The sequence below is a fragment of the Bartonella rattimassiliensis 15908 genome (assembly GCF_000278215.1).
Lineage (GTDB): Bacteria > Pseudomonadota > Alphaproteobacteria > Rhizobiales > Rhizobiaceae > Bartonella > Bartonella rattimassiliensis.
In genome coordinates this window covers 542,547-558,296 of record NZ_JH725064.1, presented here as the reverse complement: position 1 = coordinate 558,296, position 15,750 = coordinate 542,547, and the positions used below count along the sequence as shown (strand labels likewise).

General features: G+C 36.5%; 24 protein-coding genes, 2 tRNA genes and 1 pseudogene. 16 read left to right on the top strand and 11 right to left on the bottom strand.

Going from position 1 to position 15,750, the window contains the following annotated elements:
- Nucleotides 1–131: 131 nt before the first annotated feature.
- The 5 genes from MCY_RS02460 (at nucleotide 132) to MCY_RS02440 (ending at nucleotide 3,341) form a co-directional block, all read left to right on the top strand.
- Nucleotides 132–1,343 carry an AI-2E family transporter gene (locus MCY_RS02460; RefSeq protein WP_007346786.1) on the top strand — a complete coding sequence of 404 codons (1,212 nt, stop codon included), beginning with the start codon at nucleotides 132–134 and terminating at the stop codon, nucleotides 1,341–1,343.
- Nucleotides 1,340–2,029, top strand: a complete 690-nt coding sequence (hdaA, locus tag MCY_RS02455) for a DnaA regulatory inactivator HdaA (RefSeq protein WP_007346785.1) — start codon at nucleotides 1,340–1,342, stop codon at nucleotides 2,027–2,029. Before MCY_RS02460 ends, hdaA begins: the two co-directional genes overlap by 4 nt.
- 724 nt (nucleotides 2,030–2,753) lie before the next feature.
- A tRNA-Pro gene (locus MCY_RS02450) sits at nucleotides 2,754–2,830 on the top strand.
- Between the two features lie 86 nt (nucleotides 2,831–2,916).
- Nucleotides 2,917–3,225 (top strand): ETC complex I subunit, encoded by a 309-nt coding sequence (locus tag MCY_RS02445; RefSeq protein WP_007346784.1) that lies wholly within the window; start codon nucleotides 2,917–2,919, stop codon nucleotides 3,223–3,225.
- A gap of 39 nt (nucleotides 3,226–3,264) precedes the next feature.
- Nucleotides 3,265–3,341, top strand: a tRNA-Arg gene (locus tag MCY_RS02440).
- 77 nt (nucleotides 3,342–3,418) lie between these two features.
- Here the strand turns inward: MCY_RS02440 and MCY_RS02435 are convergent.
- The 7 genes and pseudogenes from MCY_RS02435 to MCY_RS02405 all read right to left on the bottom strand — a co-directional run bounded on the left by MCY_RS02435 (nucleotide 3,419) and on the right by MCY_RS02405 (nucleotide 8,324).
- Entirely contained in the window at nucleotides 3,419–4,462 is a 1,044-nt protein-coding gene (locus MCY_RS02435; protein WP_007346783.1) for a tyrosine-type recombinase/integrase, read from the bottom strand.
- A gap of 2 nt (nucleotides 4,463–4,464) precedes the next feature.
- The gene (locus MCY_RS02430) at nucleotides 4,465–4,713 is read right to left on the bottom strand and encodes a hypothetical protein (RefSeq protein ID WP_007346782.1); all 249 of its coding nucleotides are present in this window, start codon (nucleotides 4,711–4,713) and stop codon (nucleotides 4,465–4,467) included.
- A 111-nt stretch (nucleotides 4,714–4,824) separates the two neighbouring features.
- Complete coding sequence (locus MCY_RS02425) at nucleotides 4,825–5,448, bottom strand: lambda exonuclease family protein (RefSeq protein WP_007346781.1); 624 nt, start codon at nucleotides 5,446–5,448, stop codon at nucleotides 4,825–4,827.
- 1 nt (nucleotide 5,449) lies between these two features.
- Nucleotides 5,450–6,226, bottom strand: coding sequence for an ERF family protein (locus MCY_RS02420; RefSeq protein WP_007346780.1), 777 nt, complete (start codon nucleotides 6,224–6,226; stop codon nucleotides 5,450–5,452).
- Between the two features lie 147 nt (nucleotides 6,227–6,373).
- Nucleotides 6,374–7,097, bottom strand: a pseudogene (locus MCY_RS02415) (phage antirepressor KilAC domain-containing protein).
- A 59-nt stretch (nucleotides 7,098–7,156) separates the two neighbouring features.
- Nucleotides 7,157–7,531: a hypothetical protein gene (locus tag MCY_RS02410; protein ID WP_007346777.1), complete on the bottom strand. Its 375-nt coding sequence runs from the start codon at nucleotides 7,529–7,531 to the stop codon at nucleotides 7,157–7,159.
- Nucleotides 7,532–7,706: 175 nt separating this feature from the next.
- Nucleotides 7,707–8,324, bottom strand: coding sequence for a LexA family transcriptional regulator (locus MCY_RS02405; RefSeq protein ID WP_007346776.1), 618 nt, complete (start codon nucleotides 8,322–8,324; stop codon nucleotides 7,707–7,709).
- Between the two features lie 109 nt (nucleotides 8,325–8,433).
- On the opposite strand from MCY_RS02405, the gene MCY_RS02400 reads away from it, so the two are divergent.
- From MCY_RS02400 to MCY_RS02380, 5 genes are all read left to right on the top strand, one after another.
- Nucleotides 8,434–8,679, top strand: a complete 246-nt coding sequence (locus tag MCY_RS02400; protein WP_007346775.1) for a helix-turn-helix transcriptional regulator — start codon at nucleotides 8,434–8,436, stop codon at nucleotides 8,677–8,679.
- 64 nt (nucleotides 8,680–8,743) lie between these two features.
- Nucleotides 8,744–9,220 (top strand): crossover junction endodeoxyribonuclease RuvC, encoded by a 477-nt coding sequence (locus MCY_RS02395; RefSeq protein WP_007346774.1) that lies wholly within the window; start codon nucleotides 8,744–8,746, stop codon nucleotides 9,218–9,220.
- Nucleotides 9,213–10,355 carry a YdaU family protein gene (locus MCY_RS02390; protein WP_007346773.1) on the top strand — a complete coding sequence of 381 codons (1,143 nt, stop codon included), beginning with the start codon at nucleotides 9,213–9,215 and terminating at the stop codon, nucleotides 10,353–10,355. Before MCY_RS02395 ends, MCY_RS02390 begins: the two co-directional genes overlap by 8 nt.
- Complete coding sequence (locus tag MCY_RS02385) at nucleotides 10,309–10,725, top strand: hypothetical protein (RefSeq protein ID WP_007346772.1); 417 nt, start codon at nucleotides 10,309–10,311, stop codon at nucleotides 10,723–10,725. The genes MCY_RS02390 and MCY_RS02385 overlap by 47 nt, the downstream gene beginning before the upstream one ends.
- 183 nt (nucleotides 10,726–10,908) lie before the next feature.
- Nucleotides 10,909–11,364 carry a hypothetical protein gene (locus tag MCY_RS02380; protein WP_007346771.1) on the top strand — a complete coding sequence of 152 codons (456 nt, stop codon included), beginning with the start codon at nucleotides 10,909–10,911 and terminating at the stop codon, nucleotides 11,362–11,364.
- A gap of 44 nt (nucleotides 11,365–11,408) precedes the next feature.
- Here MCY_RS02380 and MCY_RS02375 read toward each other — a convergent pair whose 3' ends face one another.
- Nucleotides 11,409–11,714 carry a BrnA antitoxin family protein gene (locus tag MCY_RS02375; RefSeq protein ID WP_007346770.1) on the bottom strand — a complete coding sequence of 102 codons (306 nt, stop codon included), beginning with the start codon at nucleotides 11,712–11,714 and terminating at the stop codon, nucleotides 11,409–11,411.
- A 20-nt stretch (nucleotides 11,715–11,734) separates the two neighbouring features.
- Nucleotides 11,735–11,911: a BrnT family toxin gene (locus MCY_RS09030; RefSeq protein WP_007346769.1), complete on the bottom strand. Its 177-nt coding sequence runs from the start codon at nucleotides 11,909–11,911 to the stop codon at nucleotides 11,735–11,737.
- A 215-nt stretch (nucleotides 11,912–12,126) separates the two neighbouring features.
- Here MCY_RS09030 and ssb point away from each other — a divergent pair, with 215 nt between their 5' ends.
- The 6 genes from ssb (at nucleotide 12,127) to MCY_RS02340 (ending at nucleotide 14,379) form a co-directional block, all read left to right on the top strand.
- On the top strand, nucleotides 12,127–12,573 hold the full coding sequence (gene ssb, locus MCY_RS02365) for a single-stranded DNA-binding protein (RefSeq protein ID WP_007346768.1): 447 nt from the start codon (nucleotides 12,127–12,129) through the stop codon (nucleotides 12,571–12,573).
- A 53-nt stretch (nucleotides 12,574–12,626) separates the two neighbouring features.
- On the top strand, nucleotides 12,627–13,127 hold the full coding sequence (locus MCY_RS02360) for a hypothetical protein (protein WP_007346767.1): 501 nt from the start codon (nucleotides 12,627–12,629) through the stop codon (nucleotides 13,125–13,127).
- Between the two features lie 52 nt (nucleotides 13,128–13,179).
- The gene (locus MCY_RS02355) at nucleotides 13,180–13,437 is read left to right on the top strand and encodes an AbrB/MazE/SpoVT family DNA-binding domain-containing protein (protein WP_007346766.1); all 258 of its coding nucleotides are present in this window, start codon (nucleotides 13,180–13,182) and stop codon (nucleotides 13,435–13,437) included.
- Nucleotides 13,434–13,760, top strand: a complete 327-nt coding sequence (locus tag MCY_RS02350) for a type II toxin-antitoxin system PemK/MazF family toxin (RefSeq protein WP_007346765.1) — start codon at nucleotides 13,434–13,436, stop codon at nucleotides 13,758–13,760. Before MCY_RS02355 ends, MCY_RS02350 begins: the two co-directional genes overlap by 4 nt.
- A gap of 210 nt (nucleotides 13,761–13,970) precedes the next feature.
- Nucleotides 13,971–14,198 (top strand): type II toxin-antitoxin system RelB family antitoxin, encoded by a 228-nt coding sequence (gene relB / locus MCY_RS02345; protein WP_007346764.1) that lies wholly within the window; start codon nucleotides 13,971–13,973, stop codon nucleotides 14,196–14,198.
- On the top strand, nucleotides 14,182–14,379 hold the full coding sequence (locus tag MCY_RS02340; RefSeq protein WP_007346763.1) for a type II toxin-antitoxin system RelE family toxin: 198 nt from the start codon (nucleotides 14,182–14,184) through the stop codon (nucleotides 14,377–14,379). Before relB ends, MCY_RS02340 begins: the two co-directional genes overlap by 17 nt.
- Nucleotides 14,380–14,478: 99 nt before the next feature.
- Here the strand turns inward: MCY_RS02340 and MCY_RS02335 are convergent, their stop codons facing one another.
- Nucleotides 14,479–14,913 carry a hypothetical protein gene (locus tag MCY_RS02335; protein WP_007346762.1) on the bottom strand — a complete coding sequence of 145 codons (435 nt, stop codon included), beginning with the start codon at nucleotides 14,911–14,913 and terminating at the stop codon, nucleotides 14,479–14,481.
- A gap of 72 nt (nucleotides 14,914–14,985) precedes the next feature.
- Entirely contained in the window at nucleotides 14,986–15,459 is a 474-nt protein-coding gene (locus MCY_RS02330; protein WP_007346761.1) for a hypothetical protein, read from the bottom strand.
- Nucleotides 15,460–15,750: the final 291 nt, after the last annotated feature.

Here is a 15,750-nt window from a genome sequence, read left to right as displayed (position 1 = left end):
CGCAATGCCATGATAGAGTTTTCTCTGCAAGAGATCTTGATAAGAAAATAACTAACTTTTCTTGTAGCTTATTTTGAAGATGTTTATAACTTTTTGTGAAGAGTTTTTTTAGGATATTTTTAGGGTATTTTATGAATAAGATATCAGATGACCACAAACAGTCTTCTTGGCAATTTATGAAAAAAAAAGTAAGTGAAAATACATCCCGTGATTATTATAAAACTTATGTGCCAGCATATACTCAATTACCGTTACCGAATAATATGAAAAAGCAAATTCTTTTTTGGCTTAGTACACTGGTTTTTTTCATTATTTTTATGTTTGTTTTGGGATCAGTTTTGCTTCCTTTTGTGGCAGGGATTGTGTTGGCTTATTTTCTTAATCCCAGTGTTCAATTACTTGAAAGATTTGGTATTCGTCGTGTGTTTGGGACTGTCCTCATTACTTTATTTATTGTTATTATTTTTGTTGCTGCTTTAGTTATTTTGATTCCTATTATTAGTTCGCAAATACAGCAATTTGTGAGGGATGGTTTACCCGTTTATATTAATCGTATTCAAATCTTTTTTGTTAAGTATGATTTTGATTGGATTAGACGCTATTTTGGAAGTGATCCGAATGAATTACACAGTAATATTAAGGGATTTTTGGGGGAAGGCTCTGATTTTATTACATCTCTTTTGAATTCACTTTTAAAGTCAGGAAAATCTATCGTTAATATCGTTAGCCTATTTGTTGTGGCGCCTGTGGTGGCATTTTATATGTTATTAGATTGGCCACGTATGGTGGCAGCAATTGATTCGTTAATACCGCGTGATCATCTTGAAACTGTTCGTAGCATTTTTTATGAAATGGATAGAGCTGTCGCAGGCTTTGTTCGTGGACAAGGAACAGTTTGCCTGATATTGGGAGGCTATTATGCTATTGGTTTAACGATTGTAGGACTCAATTTTAGCCTTTTGATTGGTATGTTTATTGGCCTTATTAGCTTTATTCCTTATATTGGCACATTGAGTGGTTTGATACTTTCTGTTGGTATTGCATGGGTTCAGTTTTATCCCAATAATTGGGAGGGAATCATCGTTGTGATGGCACTTTTTTTGGTTGGTCAATTTATTGAAGGTTATATTCTTCAACCAAAACTTGTAGGGTCATCAGTGGGGTTACATCCTGTGTGGTTGATGTTTTCACTTTTTGCTTTTTCTTCACTCTTTGGTTTTACTGGTATGCTTGTTGCTGTTCCTTCAGCGGCTGCTGTCGGGGTTTTAGTTCGTTTTGCTCTTCATACTTATCTTAGTTCTCAGATGTATTCGCGAAGTGGAAATTCGGAGCCGCTAAAATGAATGGATATGAAACGCAATTATCTTTAAATTTTCCTCATAATCCGGTTTTTCAATTTGATGATTTAGTGGTAACAGATAGCAATCGTATGGCTTTTCAGCTTATTGATCATTGGCCAAACTGGAATTTACCTATTGCGGTTCTCGTAGGAAAAGAAGGATCTGGAAAAACGCACTTTTCGAGTATATGGCTTCAAAAAGCAAATGCATTCAAGATTGAGCGCAATAAAATTGATCAGGCTGTTGCTATGGCTTCTTTAGGGCGGTCATTTTTAATGGAGGATATTGATGCAGGGGAAATTAGTGAGATAGAACTTTTCCATTTAATTAACAGTATTAAGCAAGCAAATCTTGATGTACAACAAGCTACTTTATTGATAACGGCACGTACACTTCCTTCAGCTTGGAATTTAAAGTTAAATGATCTAAAAAGTCGTCTTAATTCGGTTATGTTAGTTGAAATTAATCAGCCTGATGATGCATTGTTAACAGCTATTGCCTTCAAGCTTTTTTCCGATCGGCAACTTATTGTACATCCAGATACGATTTATTATCTTGTAAGCCATTGTGAACGTTCTTTATTTTCATTGAAGTATGTTATTAAGTCCGTTGATCAATTGGCATTACAGAGAAAAAGAAAAATAACACGCGCTGTTATTGCTGAAGTTTTGAATAAAGAAATTCCGTAAACGCGTCCTTAATTATAGCTTCTTTGTTCTTTTCTTAGTTCAATATCTGAAAACACAAGCAGATTTTCTGCTTTTTTGATAGCCGCTAAAAGTGAAGAATAGTATTTTTCACTTTTGTAATGTATCTAAGTTAAGTGGTCTTGAGATTTTGTTGTACTCTTTTCATAGCATGTACAAAATCTTTATATATTTTTGCATTTGAAAATGATTCTAAAAAAGCTCTTTACTTTATTTATAATGAAACTTTGATGGTTTGAAGAATATTTGTTGTTTATGGAGAGATTATAGGAAAACTTAGAGTTTTTGAATAAGAGCCCTTGAGAGGATAGAAAAAAGAATCTTAGTTTCTCATGATACAGCTGGATTTTAGGTGAGCAGAGTGTAAATATTTAGCTTAACTTCCTTTTAAAAAAGTTTTTTGTGATATTTGGTTTTTTTTCTAAAAATTATATCTGTAGGATATGTTTTGATACAGTGAGAGCTTGCTTAGCCGTATAAATTATCAAATCTTTATCGAGATGTTCATTAATTTTTATAATATCGATTGGATTTTTATACGGATGTTGTTTTTTATTTCTGTCGATAAATATATTATTGAGTAAGAAAAAATTTTAAAATGTTCTTTTTTGTAAAGAAATGTAACAAAAATAAAAAAATGTGTTTTTTGCTCTTGCACTTCCGCTGTGAAAATTTTAGGAAGTGTGCATTAAATAAATGTGAGTGGCGGAGCGTAGCGCAGTCTGGTAGCGCACCTGATTTGGGATCAGGGGGTCGTAGGTTCGAATCCTATCGCTCCGACCATATTTTGAGGTGTGTGAGAGTGATCCAACTGGGTGAGTCTGGTGAAAACGATCATTCAAATATTCTGTAATATGAAGGGAAAAGGCATGATCGCACGTATTTATAGTCCTGCTAAGACAGCTATGCAGTCAGGTAAGAGGGGAAATACAGTTTTTTGGATTCTGCAGTACGAACCAATGAAAGCAAAAATGCTAGAACCTCTTATGGGATACACTGCGACATCTGATATGAATAATCAGATAAGCATCCGTTTTAATAGCAAGGAAGAAGCAATTGCTTTTGCATGCAAGAATGCTATCCCTTATCGCGTAGAAAAGACACATATGTCAATTCGACGTGCTGTTTCTTATTCTGATAATTTTCGCAGTGATCGGCAGCAAGCTTGGACACATTGAGTTAAAGATGCTATTTTGAATTGGGAAAATAATCATTTGGGTCCCGTAGCTCAGCTGGATAGAGCAACGGCCTTCTAAGCCGTGGGTCACAGGTTCGAATCCTGTCGGGATCGCCAAGTTTAAATAAAATCAATAGGTTATATAAAAGTTCGGGCATTTTGAGTCTATTGATTCTTTTGACTTATTTTTATGTCTATCCCGAACCTTTTTGTAGCTTTTTTATTGCTTCTATTGCTAATCGTTTTCTATCTGCTGTTTTAGTATAAAGGGATGCCATTTTATCTTCTGTCCAGCCAAAAAGCGCTTTCATTTGGGAAACTGTAGCACCAGCATTGGCGGCGCGTGTTGCTGCTAATTTTCGCAAGCCGTGAGCCGATTTTTTAATTCCTGCTGCATTACATGCTTCACGAAACAGATTCCCAAAACTTTCTTTTACGAGCTTATTTCCACCTTTTCCGCAAATGAATGTTTCATCACCTACGGGACCAATTTTAAGAGTTTCTGCGAGTTCAGGCAAAATAGGGAGAAAAACATCTGTTTTAAATTGGCTCTTTTCTGTTTTGAGATGAATGATATTATCTTTTACATCTTTCCAACCGATACGAACGGCATCTCCACGGCGCAAGCCCGTATAAAGAAGCACATCAACCCATACGCGTTCATGGGTACCAATAGCCCATTGTTTATAATATTTATCGATATCCTCTTCTAGCCATGGCGCTAATCCTTCGCTGTTAAGAGATTTTGGCGCTTTTATATTAAAAGCAGGATTTCTGTTTAAAAGAGCATTATCAACCGCCCAATTAAAGAGACCGTTTAAAGAAGTCAAAAAATGTTTTGCTGCTGCGGGAGTCTCACGTCTTCTATCTACGGCATCAAGAATATGATGTTTTCCTATGCTTTTATATGCGCGTTCACCGATATGTTTAGAAACATTGTTCAGAATTCTATACTTAACTTTTTTAGTAGATTCTGATTGATTATGCCATTGCATGCTTTGTAAATATTGATGCAACAACCAATCGAAAGAGCCCTCTACAAGTCTGGTTTGTTTTCTTTTCTTGGAGGTGCCATTTTGCGCTTGCTTAAGAGCAAGCGTATAATTATCGACAAACTCTTGCGTTCCATAGGTTCCTTCAATCCGAAATCGTGGTCCGTGACCAATACGTACATACCATATGATTTTACCATGGCGTGTGCGTTCACAAACAAGATATGGTGGACGACGTTTTGGCATGGCTAAAACTTTATACCGTCGACAGAACGACAAGTTTTGCTGGTATCGTAGTCTTCTTGTTCATTTTCAAGCGGTGGAAAATCATCAATGCTATAAGTATTATCTGTCGTTCTGGGTGTTACGATTTTATTGATATGAATTAATAATTCACCAGTAGGCTTGATTTCTACAACCTCTGCTCCTTGCTTTTTAGCTTCTCGTAAAGCACGTGCAATGGCTGGTTGCGTGATAGTAGGTGGACGGTGTGCCATATCTGTTCCCCTTGATTTTAGATGTAATTCACATGTGGCGTGAAACACGCATGTTCTGAAAGTTGTGGTAAGAGGGTGGGGGTGCTGGGAGGAGAGAGCACCCCCATAACGTCAAGCGGCTTTTGTCAAAATCTTTTGCATCTCTTGTTCTATTTCTGCTAAAAAAGCTTCGACCGCTTGATTAATCTGTTCAATGTGTTCTTCATCACGGTGAATGCGTTTGATTTTCATGCGCAAGTATGTTGATTGCCTCGTGAAACGCGGGTCGTAACTGATAAAATCACACCATTTTCGCCCCGTACAAGCCATTTGGAATTGCATTTGCGCACGATATTCAGGCTTTATATTGTCATCTATAAAGAAGCGTAAATGGTTTGGGGATTGTGGGCATTTGACTTCAACTAAACCGTCATCACCAACAAACCCATCAGGACTTGCACCAGCCATTTCTATTGTGGGATGTGGGATGAAACCACATGGAGTGACCTCTGTATCATAAATGAATGCATATTCTCTCAAGGCATCTTCTTCATGTTCAATGCCCCATTGCATAGCAGGTGTTAGATAAGATTGGCTTACTTCTCCTGTTAAACGCTCTGTAATGAGTTTAATTTTATAGTCTTCATATTTTTTTGTTGGGGTTCCTTTGGCTGTTTTACTCAGGACATTGTAAATATTTGATGCGGTGACTTTTCCCAAGCGGGCTTGAAACCATTCTGCTGTTCTTTGGTCCATTTCACACCACCGTTTGTTGGTCTTGTGATGGTAAAGAGTGTTCCGTTTCTATCTTTTTCTTGTTTTGTTTATTTTTCAAAAGATGTAACACCGTCTGTGCTTGTCTATCAGACATATCGTCAAGCTTTTCAACGTTTGCATAAGCAAGGATTTTTTCCTCTTCTGTTTGGGTTTGTGACATGAGGTTTCTGATTTCAGTGATCTGTTGTGGAAAAGCAGATTTGATAGGTATATTTCCATCTGTGTCATCTTCTTTGCTGGCTACATTAAGGAGCATGCTTAAAAGATATCTGCGTGCATAAGTGATGGTGGAGCCTACCGATTGGATGGTTGATTTGCATCCTTTAACATCATAAGGAAATTTCCCTTCTGTTGATATTTTGTTTCCTGATGGATGTGTCAACGTCATTTCTATAATCATAGTATCATGACCTTGTTCTTTAATACGAGAAAACAAAGCGAAGTGGTATTTTGACAAGGTTTCCTTTACAGCATCAATGTGTTGGTCAAGGGTTGCATATTGGCTATTTGTATGGGCATTCTTAGCGTTTTTTTGAATGTTTTGATATTCCATTTGCATAGCTGAAAGATCAGAAACAAAGTATTGGTAGTTTTGTCTTTCTATTTCTTTTTCTCGCAATGCAATGAGCCGCTCGAGACGATCCATATCGATGTCGTTTTCTAAGGCTCTGGTTAAAATGAGATCCATAGCCGTAGATTTGACTTCACAATCGTTTGTTTTGTTTACTGCTGTTAGGTTCGTGTTTGGTTCACTCATTTTGCTTTCCTCCATTGAAGCGCATTCCCCCGTGGCGTGAAGCACGCTTGTGTTAAAAAGGTTGGTTGTTGTTATGAAAAGCCTGTCTAGAAAGACATTATAATTTGATGAGTCAGTTCGTATTTTTTTTTCATAAGACGCCTCCCCTTAATGCATGCTTTGTTGTTTAAGTTCTTGAGACAACACACCAATGCCTTTTGCTGTAATTTTTGCGCAAGGAATGACTTTTTCTATTCCACTAGCGGTTTGAAGTGTGATGGTTGGACAATCCATCAGTTGCTTTTGGATTTTGTCTTGATACGGTAGCAAATTTCCACCCGCTGCACGTCTGTAAATCCACCCTTTTTGCCGTAAGAATTGAATGAATTGTTTTGGTTGCATCTCGAGTATTTTAGCGGCTTCTGTAAGACCAAAGAGCCCGTTGTGTCGTTGCAAGCTTTCAAGAGCAGCTGCTTTTGGTTTAAGGGTATTCACTTCGCTTTTTAAGGTCTCTAATTGTGTGACGCTTTCTAAAAGTAATTTCTTAACAAAGAGAGGGTCTTCTAAAGCATTTGCAAGATTTAATTGAGGGAATTGTTTTACACGCCGCTCGCATTCAATGAAATATTGACGGGCTTCTTTACCTTTTTCATTACGCTCGATCATGGAAAGTTCTTTTGCCATGTCTAAGGTGAGATGGTATTCCATGCTTGGTCGACCTCTTAAGGATTTCGCTAAAATTTTAGCGAAAATTATATTCTTTAATACGATTTTTAATCCAATCTCTAAAATTGGAATTAACTTCCAAAAATGCATGCAATTCACGAGCGTTGACCGTTTGAACGGTTTCGTGTTTGATTGTATTGTGTTGGATAGCAATAGGCTTTTCCATGACAGACCTCATACTGATGGAGTTGAAAGGGGCGTTTGAAAAAACGCCCTTTAGAATTTTTAAAGCACATCACAAGAACGCAAACGGTGTTGTTGTTCGTAAGAGCCATACATTACATCATCATATTCGCGCTGTTTTATATCATCTAAAAAAAAACCGTATGCAGTGCTGTGTAAAATAAAGTCGTGAGGTATGTTTCCGTTAAAACACTGTTCTTCACATTCTCTGAGATAAATTTCTGCGATATCTTCAGAAATATCTTCGCAACTTTTTTCAGAAGGATTTATGCGAAAGATTTGGATTGCATCATCTGCCTCGTCAACAATGCTTAGAATTTGGCTTGCATCAAGTGGTCCAGACTCTGCAATGTGTTGATCTTTATCGTAGGCAACTAATAAAATTTCATTGGAATGAATGAGAACTGGATTTTCCATAATTTCCCCTCCCTAACGCCTTTTGGCAACTGTTTGTGTTAATTTATAATATATTTATATAACTATAATTATAAATTATCAAGCAAAAAATTATAAAAAATTATATTTTTTGTAAAAATTATTATAACATCTTGTAAAATAAGAAGAGAAAAGTGCTTTTTAATATGGCTAATAATTAGCGATAAGAGCGAATCATTTTACTGTAAGAATCCATTGGCAATATAGCAAAAATTTCCCCAATCCATGCAATTTTAACATTTTTAATGGGGAGTGCATTCCAAGAAAGCAAATCTATTTCGCCATTCATTCCCCTGCTAATCTTCTTTATATATCTTTTATTATCATGTGTGAGAACAACGGCTTCTTTGCCAAAAAAGGATTCTATCGTTTTGATTTGGCGCCGTCTTACAATAACCATATCTCCATCTTTATAAGCTGGAAGCATGGAGTTCCCTTTAACTTCAAAAGCAATCATATCATCAGGTAAAGCAAAAGGAATTTCTACTTGTTCAAGACCATCTTCTGGGATTTGTTCAAAGCTTGGATCTATCTGCGTCCCTGCTCCAATATAGCCCATAAGAGGAACAAAAGTTGTTAAGTGATTATCCCCTGTTAGTTCTTTATATAATTCTAAAATAGCATCCCGATTAGAACCGCGCGGATCAGAATCTTTTAACCACTTAGACACTGAAGCCTGCGTTACATTTAGCCGTTTGGCTACATCTTCTTGTGTTAAGTTAAACTCAGTTAAAATTTTTTTTAATGTGCTTATGATATTAGATTTATTACTCATACTTTTGCTTACCTTATTTTTTTATCGTTGATAAAGATAAATTTCCTTGACTTTATATAACTATAATTATATGAATAAATTAAGGCAAAGCTATAATTGGAGCTTTTAAATGGATCAACGAGAAGATTTTAAGAATTTGACTAAGTCAATACGGGTCAAATTTAATTGGACACAATCAGAAATGGCTAAAATGCTTGGTGTAACTCAAGCCGCTGTTTGCAAGTGGGAAAAAAGGGGATCTATCTCCGTAATAAATTATCTCAAGCTGCAAAAGTTGAAAGATGGTTCTAGCTCTCTGTCTGCTTTTATTACTGCTCCTACGGATGATAACGAGCACCAGCAGCACAATTTTTAAAAGCTTAATTACAATACGCTTTGTCATAGCACACATATAGATATGTAGAGCTTAAGGGGGGATTATGATCACTAACGCACAAACCATTCTTTGTCTTGATCTAGGGACCAATACTGGCTGGGCGCTTCGTGATGCAAATGGTCACATAACAAGCGATACAGAATATTTTCAATCACGCCGTTTTGAAGGCGGGGGGATGCGTTATCTGCACTTTAAGAAATGGCTTTCTGAACTAAAGAGATCTGTTGATGAAATTGATGCGGTGTATTTTGAAGAGGTACGCCGGCATGTGGGTACAGATGCTTCTCATGTTTATGGGGGCTTTCTAGCAACATTAACGGCGTGGTGTGAACACCATCAGATACCCTATGAGGGCATTCCCGTTGGTACCATTAAAAAAGCAATGACAGGAAAAGGGAATGCCTCAAAAGCAGAAATGATAAAAGCGGTGTGTGCAAAAGGACATGCACCGCAAGATGATAATGAAGCAGATGCTTTAGCAATTTTATATTTAATGAAAGAAGGGAATCTGCATGTCTAATGCAATGCCATGGATAAGATTTTATTTGTATGACTGGATAAGTGGTACAAATGGAATGACATCTGAACAACGGGGGGTTTATATAACCCTTCTCGTTTGCATGTATGAAAAAAAAGAACCACTTAAAACAGACTTTCAAACGCTTGCACGTGTTTGTCATTGTTCGCAGAAAAAATTTGCAGCTATTGTCGAATATCTCATGAAGAATGATAAACTTGTTGAGACAGATAATGGTTTGTGGAATACACGTGTTGAAGAAGAGCTGAAAGATTTTGCTGATAAAAAGGACCACATATCACAAGTTCGTAGTGAGGCTGGCAAAAAAGGTGCACAAGCAAAAAACAATACAAAACAGCATGTTAATAATTTTGCTAAAGCAAATGACAAGCAAAACGTTTTTTTTGCTGAAGCAAACGATAAGCAAAATCAAGCTATAAAGAACCAGAATAAGAATATATATAAAAAAACTAAAACTATCGTTTTAGCAAAAAAAGAAATTAGTTCTGAAAATTTAGAAATGAACGATTTGGTTCACGAGCCAATCGAGGTTGATGCTGTTGAGAGTCAATCAGAGCAAATCGAAACGGTAGAAACCAACCAACTACCCATTCACGAGCAGACAAGCGTTCTCAAAAAAGCCAATCAGTCAAAAATTAATCGGGGTTGTCGATTGCCTGAAGATTTCGAACCCGATTACGATTTTGCAATCGAAGAGGGCTTGCCTCCAGAGCGCGTCAAAGTCGAAATCGCTAAATTTCAAGATTACTGGCGTTCAAAAGCTGGAGCAAATGCAACCAAAATCGATTGGCAAGCAACGTGGCGTAATTGGGTGCGAAAGGCGATCGAGGATTTAGAAAAAACAAAAAATACGAACAAAAATGGTGGAAACAATGGAAACTTTTCAAAAAATCAAAGAACTTGTGGTGGTACCGGAGAAACAATCCGTAATCTTATCCGTAAAGCAGGATTTAGTGAATCCGCTTCAAAACATTACAGATCAGATGATACGATGTGTAACAAGGGATTGTCCATGGACCTTGATCAGTGGCATGAAATTGACACCAGCACTAGAGGAGCAAGCTTTCGGAGTGTATCAGACAGTCCAAAACTTGCTTACCTTGAAAGCGTCTGTTGAAGATATTGCTGAGGCTCTTGATATGCTTGAAAGCGGTTTGACAATGCAAAAAGTTTCAAATCCAGAGGCACGTGCAAAGGCTTATATCACAGCTCTTGACGGCATTTCACTCTGGTCTTTGTTGCAAGCTGTTAAAAATCTTATACGGGGAGAAGCCAAAAGCATGTCAACAACCTTTGTCCCCTCTTGTGCTGATCTTGTGCAATATTGTCGCGATTTAGAAAGCAGGCTTTATGGCACTGCTGAGAAAGTTTTTATAGCTGTTGAAAATACGCGCAACAAAGCATTGGGAGGTAAACCCATCTCATTCATGAGAATAGGCAAGCCTAGTGAAGAGTATCATGACAGTAGCAGTTCCAAAGCAGCCTAAAAACAGCAAAATAGTGAAAAGTGCTGATGGTTTTGTAATTGGATATGCGTTTAAATCGATAAAAAGGTACCGTACAAAGCGATTTAAAGATTTTATGATTAATAACACATCTGTAATATAAAACGCTCTGTATGGTCAAATTTGAGATAAATTAACCTATTGGTAAAAAAATGGAATTAAAACATGGAAATTTTAAAACAACTGTTCTTAACACAACGTAAAAAACCAATGCAAAAAAAGTTTATCGCAACGGCTGTTGGGTATGTTCCCTGGGGAGACGGAGCGGCAGAGTATTTTTACAACCTCTACGAATATGAAGACGGCACAAGAGAGTGTGAAAAGTTTGACGGTGGTCAGTATTACACCATACCCAAAAAGGCAGATTTTAGCACCAAAGCGCAAGTAAAAGCATGGGTTTATGGGGGTGCTGTTCCTAAAAGCGTATTGAGTTATGAAGCGTTGATAGACAGTGCAAACAAGAAGAGAGCAAGGCGTGGTCAAGATACACTGATTTGTGAGATTACAGATGATGGTGAGAAGTGTTATTCACAAGTTTACGATATAGATAGAGAATTAGAAAAAGCGCTTGATATTCAATTGAGTAGATACAAAAGAAGCAAACAAACTATAAAGCCTTAACCAAAGAAGCAAACCCTTCCTTTGCTTTTTAGCGAAGGGAGTGATCAACGCATTGAACGAAGCATAGCATCACGTAAAATGGCGTTAATCCGCGTCTGGTAGCCTTTTCCTTGACTCTTAAGCCATGCTAGTACGTCTGAATCTACACGCACTGTTGTGACAGTTTTCGTTGGTTTATAGAATGGATTGCGAACAGCGTTTTTCCAGAATGCATCATCTAACGTTGGAATATCACTATGATCAATTGCACTGTCTGGCATTGCCGCTAGTTCATCAATTTCGACCCTTTGTTTATCTGTCAAAGGCGATAAGTGGACTATGTCCATCTCATAACGAATTTTCTTCTTCATAACATTTCCTCTCTTTCAAGTTAGCGCGCCGCGCTGAAATAATACGGATGACCCCTATATTCTCCGTTTTCGATACGGTCTTGTTTAACCATAGCGAATGGGTCGGCAAAAACACGTGCAGCTATTTCAAAACTTACACGGTGTTTTCTAAGATTACTTTTCGCTTTAGCTTCATCCCATTCAAATCTTATTTTCATATCTTATGTTAATACATTTATGTATGTATATCAAAAGTTTTAAATACAAGACTGAAGTAACTATATAACGCGTCTTCTTGATGAATAATTTATTAAATAAAATTATAAAGTAATGCTTTAAAAAATTGTTATTAATTAACTGAAATAATTGAAAAATAATAAAATTGTGCTAAGATTTTTCACATATTTAAATACAAACTTAAGGTAACTAAAACATGCTGAATAAAGTGATGTTAATTGGCTATTTAGGGGATGATCCCGAAAGTAAAACGATGACTTCTGGAGTAGAAATAGTCAATTTTCGTATGGCAACTTCTGAAAGCTATACTGATAAAAAGACTAATCAAAAAATAGATAAAACGGAATGGCATTCCATTGTGGTTTTCAATCCACATTTGGCAAAAATAGCACTTCAGTATCTCAGTAAAGGTTCAAAGGTTTACATAGAAGGTAAATTACAAACCCGTAAATGGCAAGATAAAAACGGTCATGATCGTTACACAACAGAGATTGTCTTGTCACAATATAAAGGCGAGTTGTATTTGCTTGATGCAAAGAGAGAGCAATCTGCACACTCCTCACCCACTACTTCTCAAAGTTATGCTATCGCTTCAGGTGCTGATGATTATGGCATATCTGCTCATGACAGCATGCCATTTTGATTAAAAAATAGAGCAAAAATAAGAATGTGGATTTCCACGGATAAGGGGGATGTATGAGAAAGAAAGATGCCTACATTTCACAAGTGAAAGTACGTCAAGATCCTCTTAATCAACTGGCAATTGAAATGCGTGCTAAACGCTTTGGTTTGACTATAGAAGAGGCTAAAAGTCCGCTTGCTGGGTCTTATGTTGGGCGGCTATGTTTGCAAGGCGTGCTTACTCAAGATCAGTATGATGCTGCGCAAAAATATCTTGAAGTGAGAAATGACTATTCGTGTGCAAAAGGTTTGCCAAGCGCTGTTTATGATGAAATGCCATCATCTTCTGATGACAAAGCAAGAAAGAAATGGGTTGAACGTGCAACAGAACAGTTTTGTAGCATGCAAGAGGTAATCAAAGAAACACAATGCCTCTATAAACAGTATAATCTTTATGCAGCTCTACAATATCTTGTTAGTGAGGATCAAACATTACCACATCTTATAAATTCATTGCAGATCGCTCTGAATGCGCTTCATAGACATTTTACGCAAAAGCGCAAAAAAGACTATTGAATAGTAGGCTTTAGAGTGTTATATTTTTATATAATACTGAAGGGAGCGTTTTATGCACACAACAAAATTACGTAAAGTTGGAGGATCAGTGATGCTCTCCATCCCACCTGCATTGCTTGAAGTTCTTCACTTGACTGAAAATACCGAAGTTGGTTTGGCTATTGATAATGGTCGTCTTGTCGTGGAACCATCAGTCCAGCCGCGATACACGATGGCTGAGTTATTAGCTGCCTCCGATTATTCGCAACCACAATCACCTGAAGACCGTGAGTGGGTTGATTCCTCTGCTGTAGGGGGCGAGCTTATATGAGGCGTGGTGATATCTATATGGTAGATTTGGAACCAATCCAAGGACGAGAGCAGCGTGGGTATCGTCCTGTCGTCATTGTTTCTCCTGATGATTTTAATCAAGCAACAGGTTTACCAGTTATTTTGCCGATCACAAGCGGTGGAAATTTTGTTCGCCGTATTGGATTTGCAGTGCCGCTTACGGGTACAAGAACGAGGGGTGTTATTCGTTGCGATCAGCCTCGTGTTCTCGATTTGGTGGTGCGCAATGGGCGTAAAGTAGAAAGTTTGCCAACAGCTATTATGAATGAAGTATTAGCGAAGGTTGTCACGATCTTTAGTTGATCAATTATATGTAGGATCCAGTCTTTCAGATAAGATATTACCACATGTTGTAAGTTCATTACGGATTGTTCTGAATGCTCTACAGAAATATTTTGACAAAAAACTAAATGGTAAATGTTTTATGCTGTTTCTTTCGCTTTGACGTGAAACGTTTTTCTGTACAATTCGTTGTATTTGTATTACAATGAATACAAAGGTGGGGACTGCGTTATGACGATATCTATTCGGTTGCCAAGTGATCTCGAAACACGTTTGAATAATTTAGCTGCTAAGACAGGACGTACAAAGTCTTTTTATTTACGCGAGATTATTGAACGTGGAATAGAGGAAGCGGAGGATTATTATTTAGCTTCACAAGTAAGAGAGCGTGTTCGAAGGGGAGAGGGTACTTTTTATAGCTCTGAAGAGGTGAGGAAAGAGCTTGGCTTGGACGATTAGATATGAAAAAAAAGCTCTTAGTTTTTTAAAAAAATGCGATAAAAAAGAAGCACGGAGGATTGTTGATTTTTTAGATCAATACGTTGCTCCTCTTGAAGATGTGCGTGTAATAGGTAAGCCCTTAAAAGGACAATTATCAGGTTTATGGAGATATCGTGTAGGAGATTACAGGATTTTGTGAACTCTATGATAAGGAGCTTGTCGTATTAGTTTTGGCTGTTGGACATAGAAAAAATATATATAAAGGTTAAGGTAAATCTTTTATAAAATATTTTGGTTCTTAATCAAGGACTAAAAGGAGTAATACCGCGCAACTAATTAGAGCGGTTGTTAATAAAAAGAAATAAGCAGGAATTTTCAATTTAAAACGCCAAAGTAAGTTAATGATGATGGACATTATACTAATAAATATGAGTACTGCTATTACAACTATGAAATCATCAAATGTTATGCGCCTCTGAGGTTTTTCATAATCAGAAACAGTAGAAAACGAAATGTTATATTGATTAATTCCACTATCTGACAAAATCTTTTTTGGGTGGTGTTCTACTACATATTGCTTTTGTAAAACTTTAATTCTTTCATATAAACTTTGATAAATATTAGCAGACTGATAATGAATAGGGAGTTCACTATTGGCATAATCAGAAAGAAAAAGCCCACTGATTACTATGATTAATAAGTAACTTATTTTTTTTGCTGATAAATAATTCATTATTTCTTTTATGGCTGGAGTTTAAGTATATATTAAAGATTAAGGGAAAATGCTTAGTAAATATTTTGATCGTTAGACAATTTTCCAAATAAATTTGATCAATGCTATAAACGCTATAAGACAAATTAATATCAGTGCTATAATCGCTACGATCCCTATAATTTCATCTAAATTTTGTATTATAGCAATAAAAATTAACACTCCTAAAAATGCTATTCCTAATACAGGATAAAATACAAAGGCTGCTGCCATAGCTGTATAGCATCCTGTTTGGAATTGGAGGGACAAGAGCTCATAAAATGCGCTGTCAATATTTTCATCTTTTAAACTTAGCTTTTTTTCTCTTGCACATGCACTTAGTATCAAAAAATACGATACAAATGCTACAAATATTGGTACGGCTAATTTTTCTACTTGTTGGTCATCTAATCCGAAGGGATTAAAAGCAAGTATCATAAGACTAATTATAGCAAAGAACGGTAAAAATAGAATTAGTGTAAATGTCTTTTTAATTCTATATGAAACTTCTTTTCTGAAAAATAACATTATTCCCCCCACTTTTGCTAATCAATAATTTAGTGCTTCCATATAATTGATTCGTTTAGAGGATACAATTGTGAGTGGTTGGTTGTTAAAGACACTATATTTAGGTAATAAAATAAAAAAATATACAATATCGTGATTTTTTTGTTGACATGATGTGAATAATAGTGTTTTATGACGCTGCTGTACTGGTCGAATTGCGTCTAAAATTACAGCAGAGAATTTTTCATTAACTCCTTTTATTAAATTGACATGATGATTTAGAGCCCTGCGTTTTGTGGGGTTTTTTGTTAT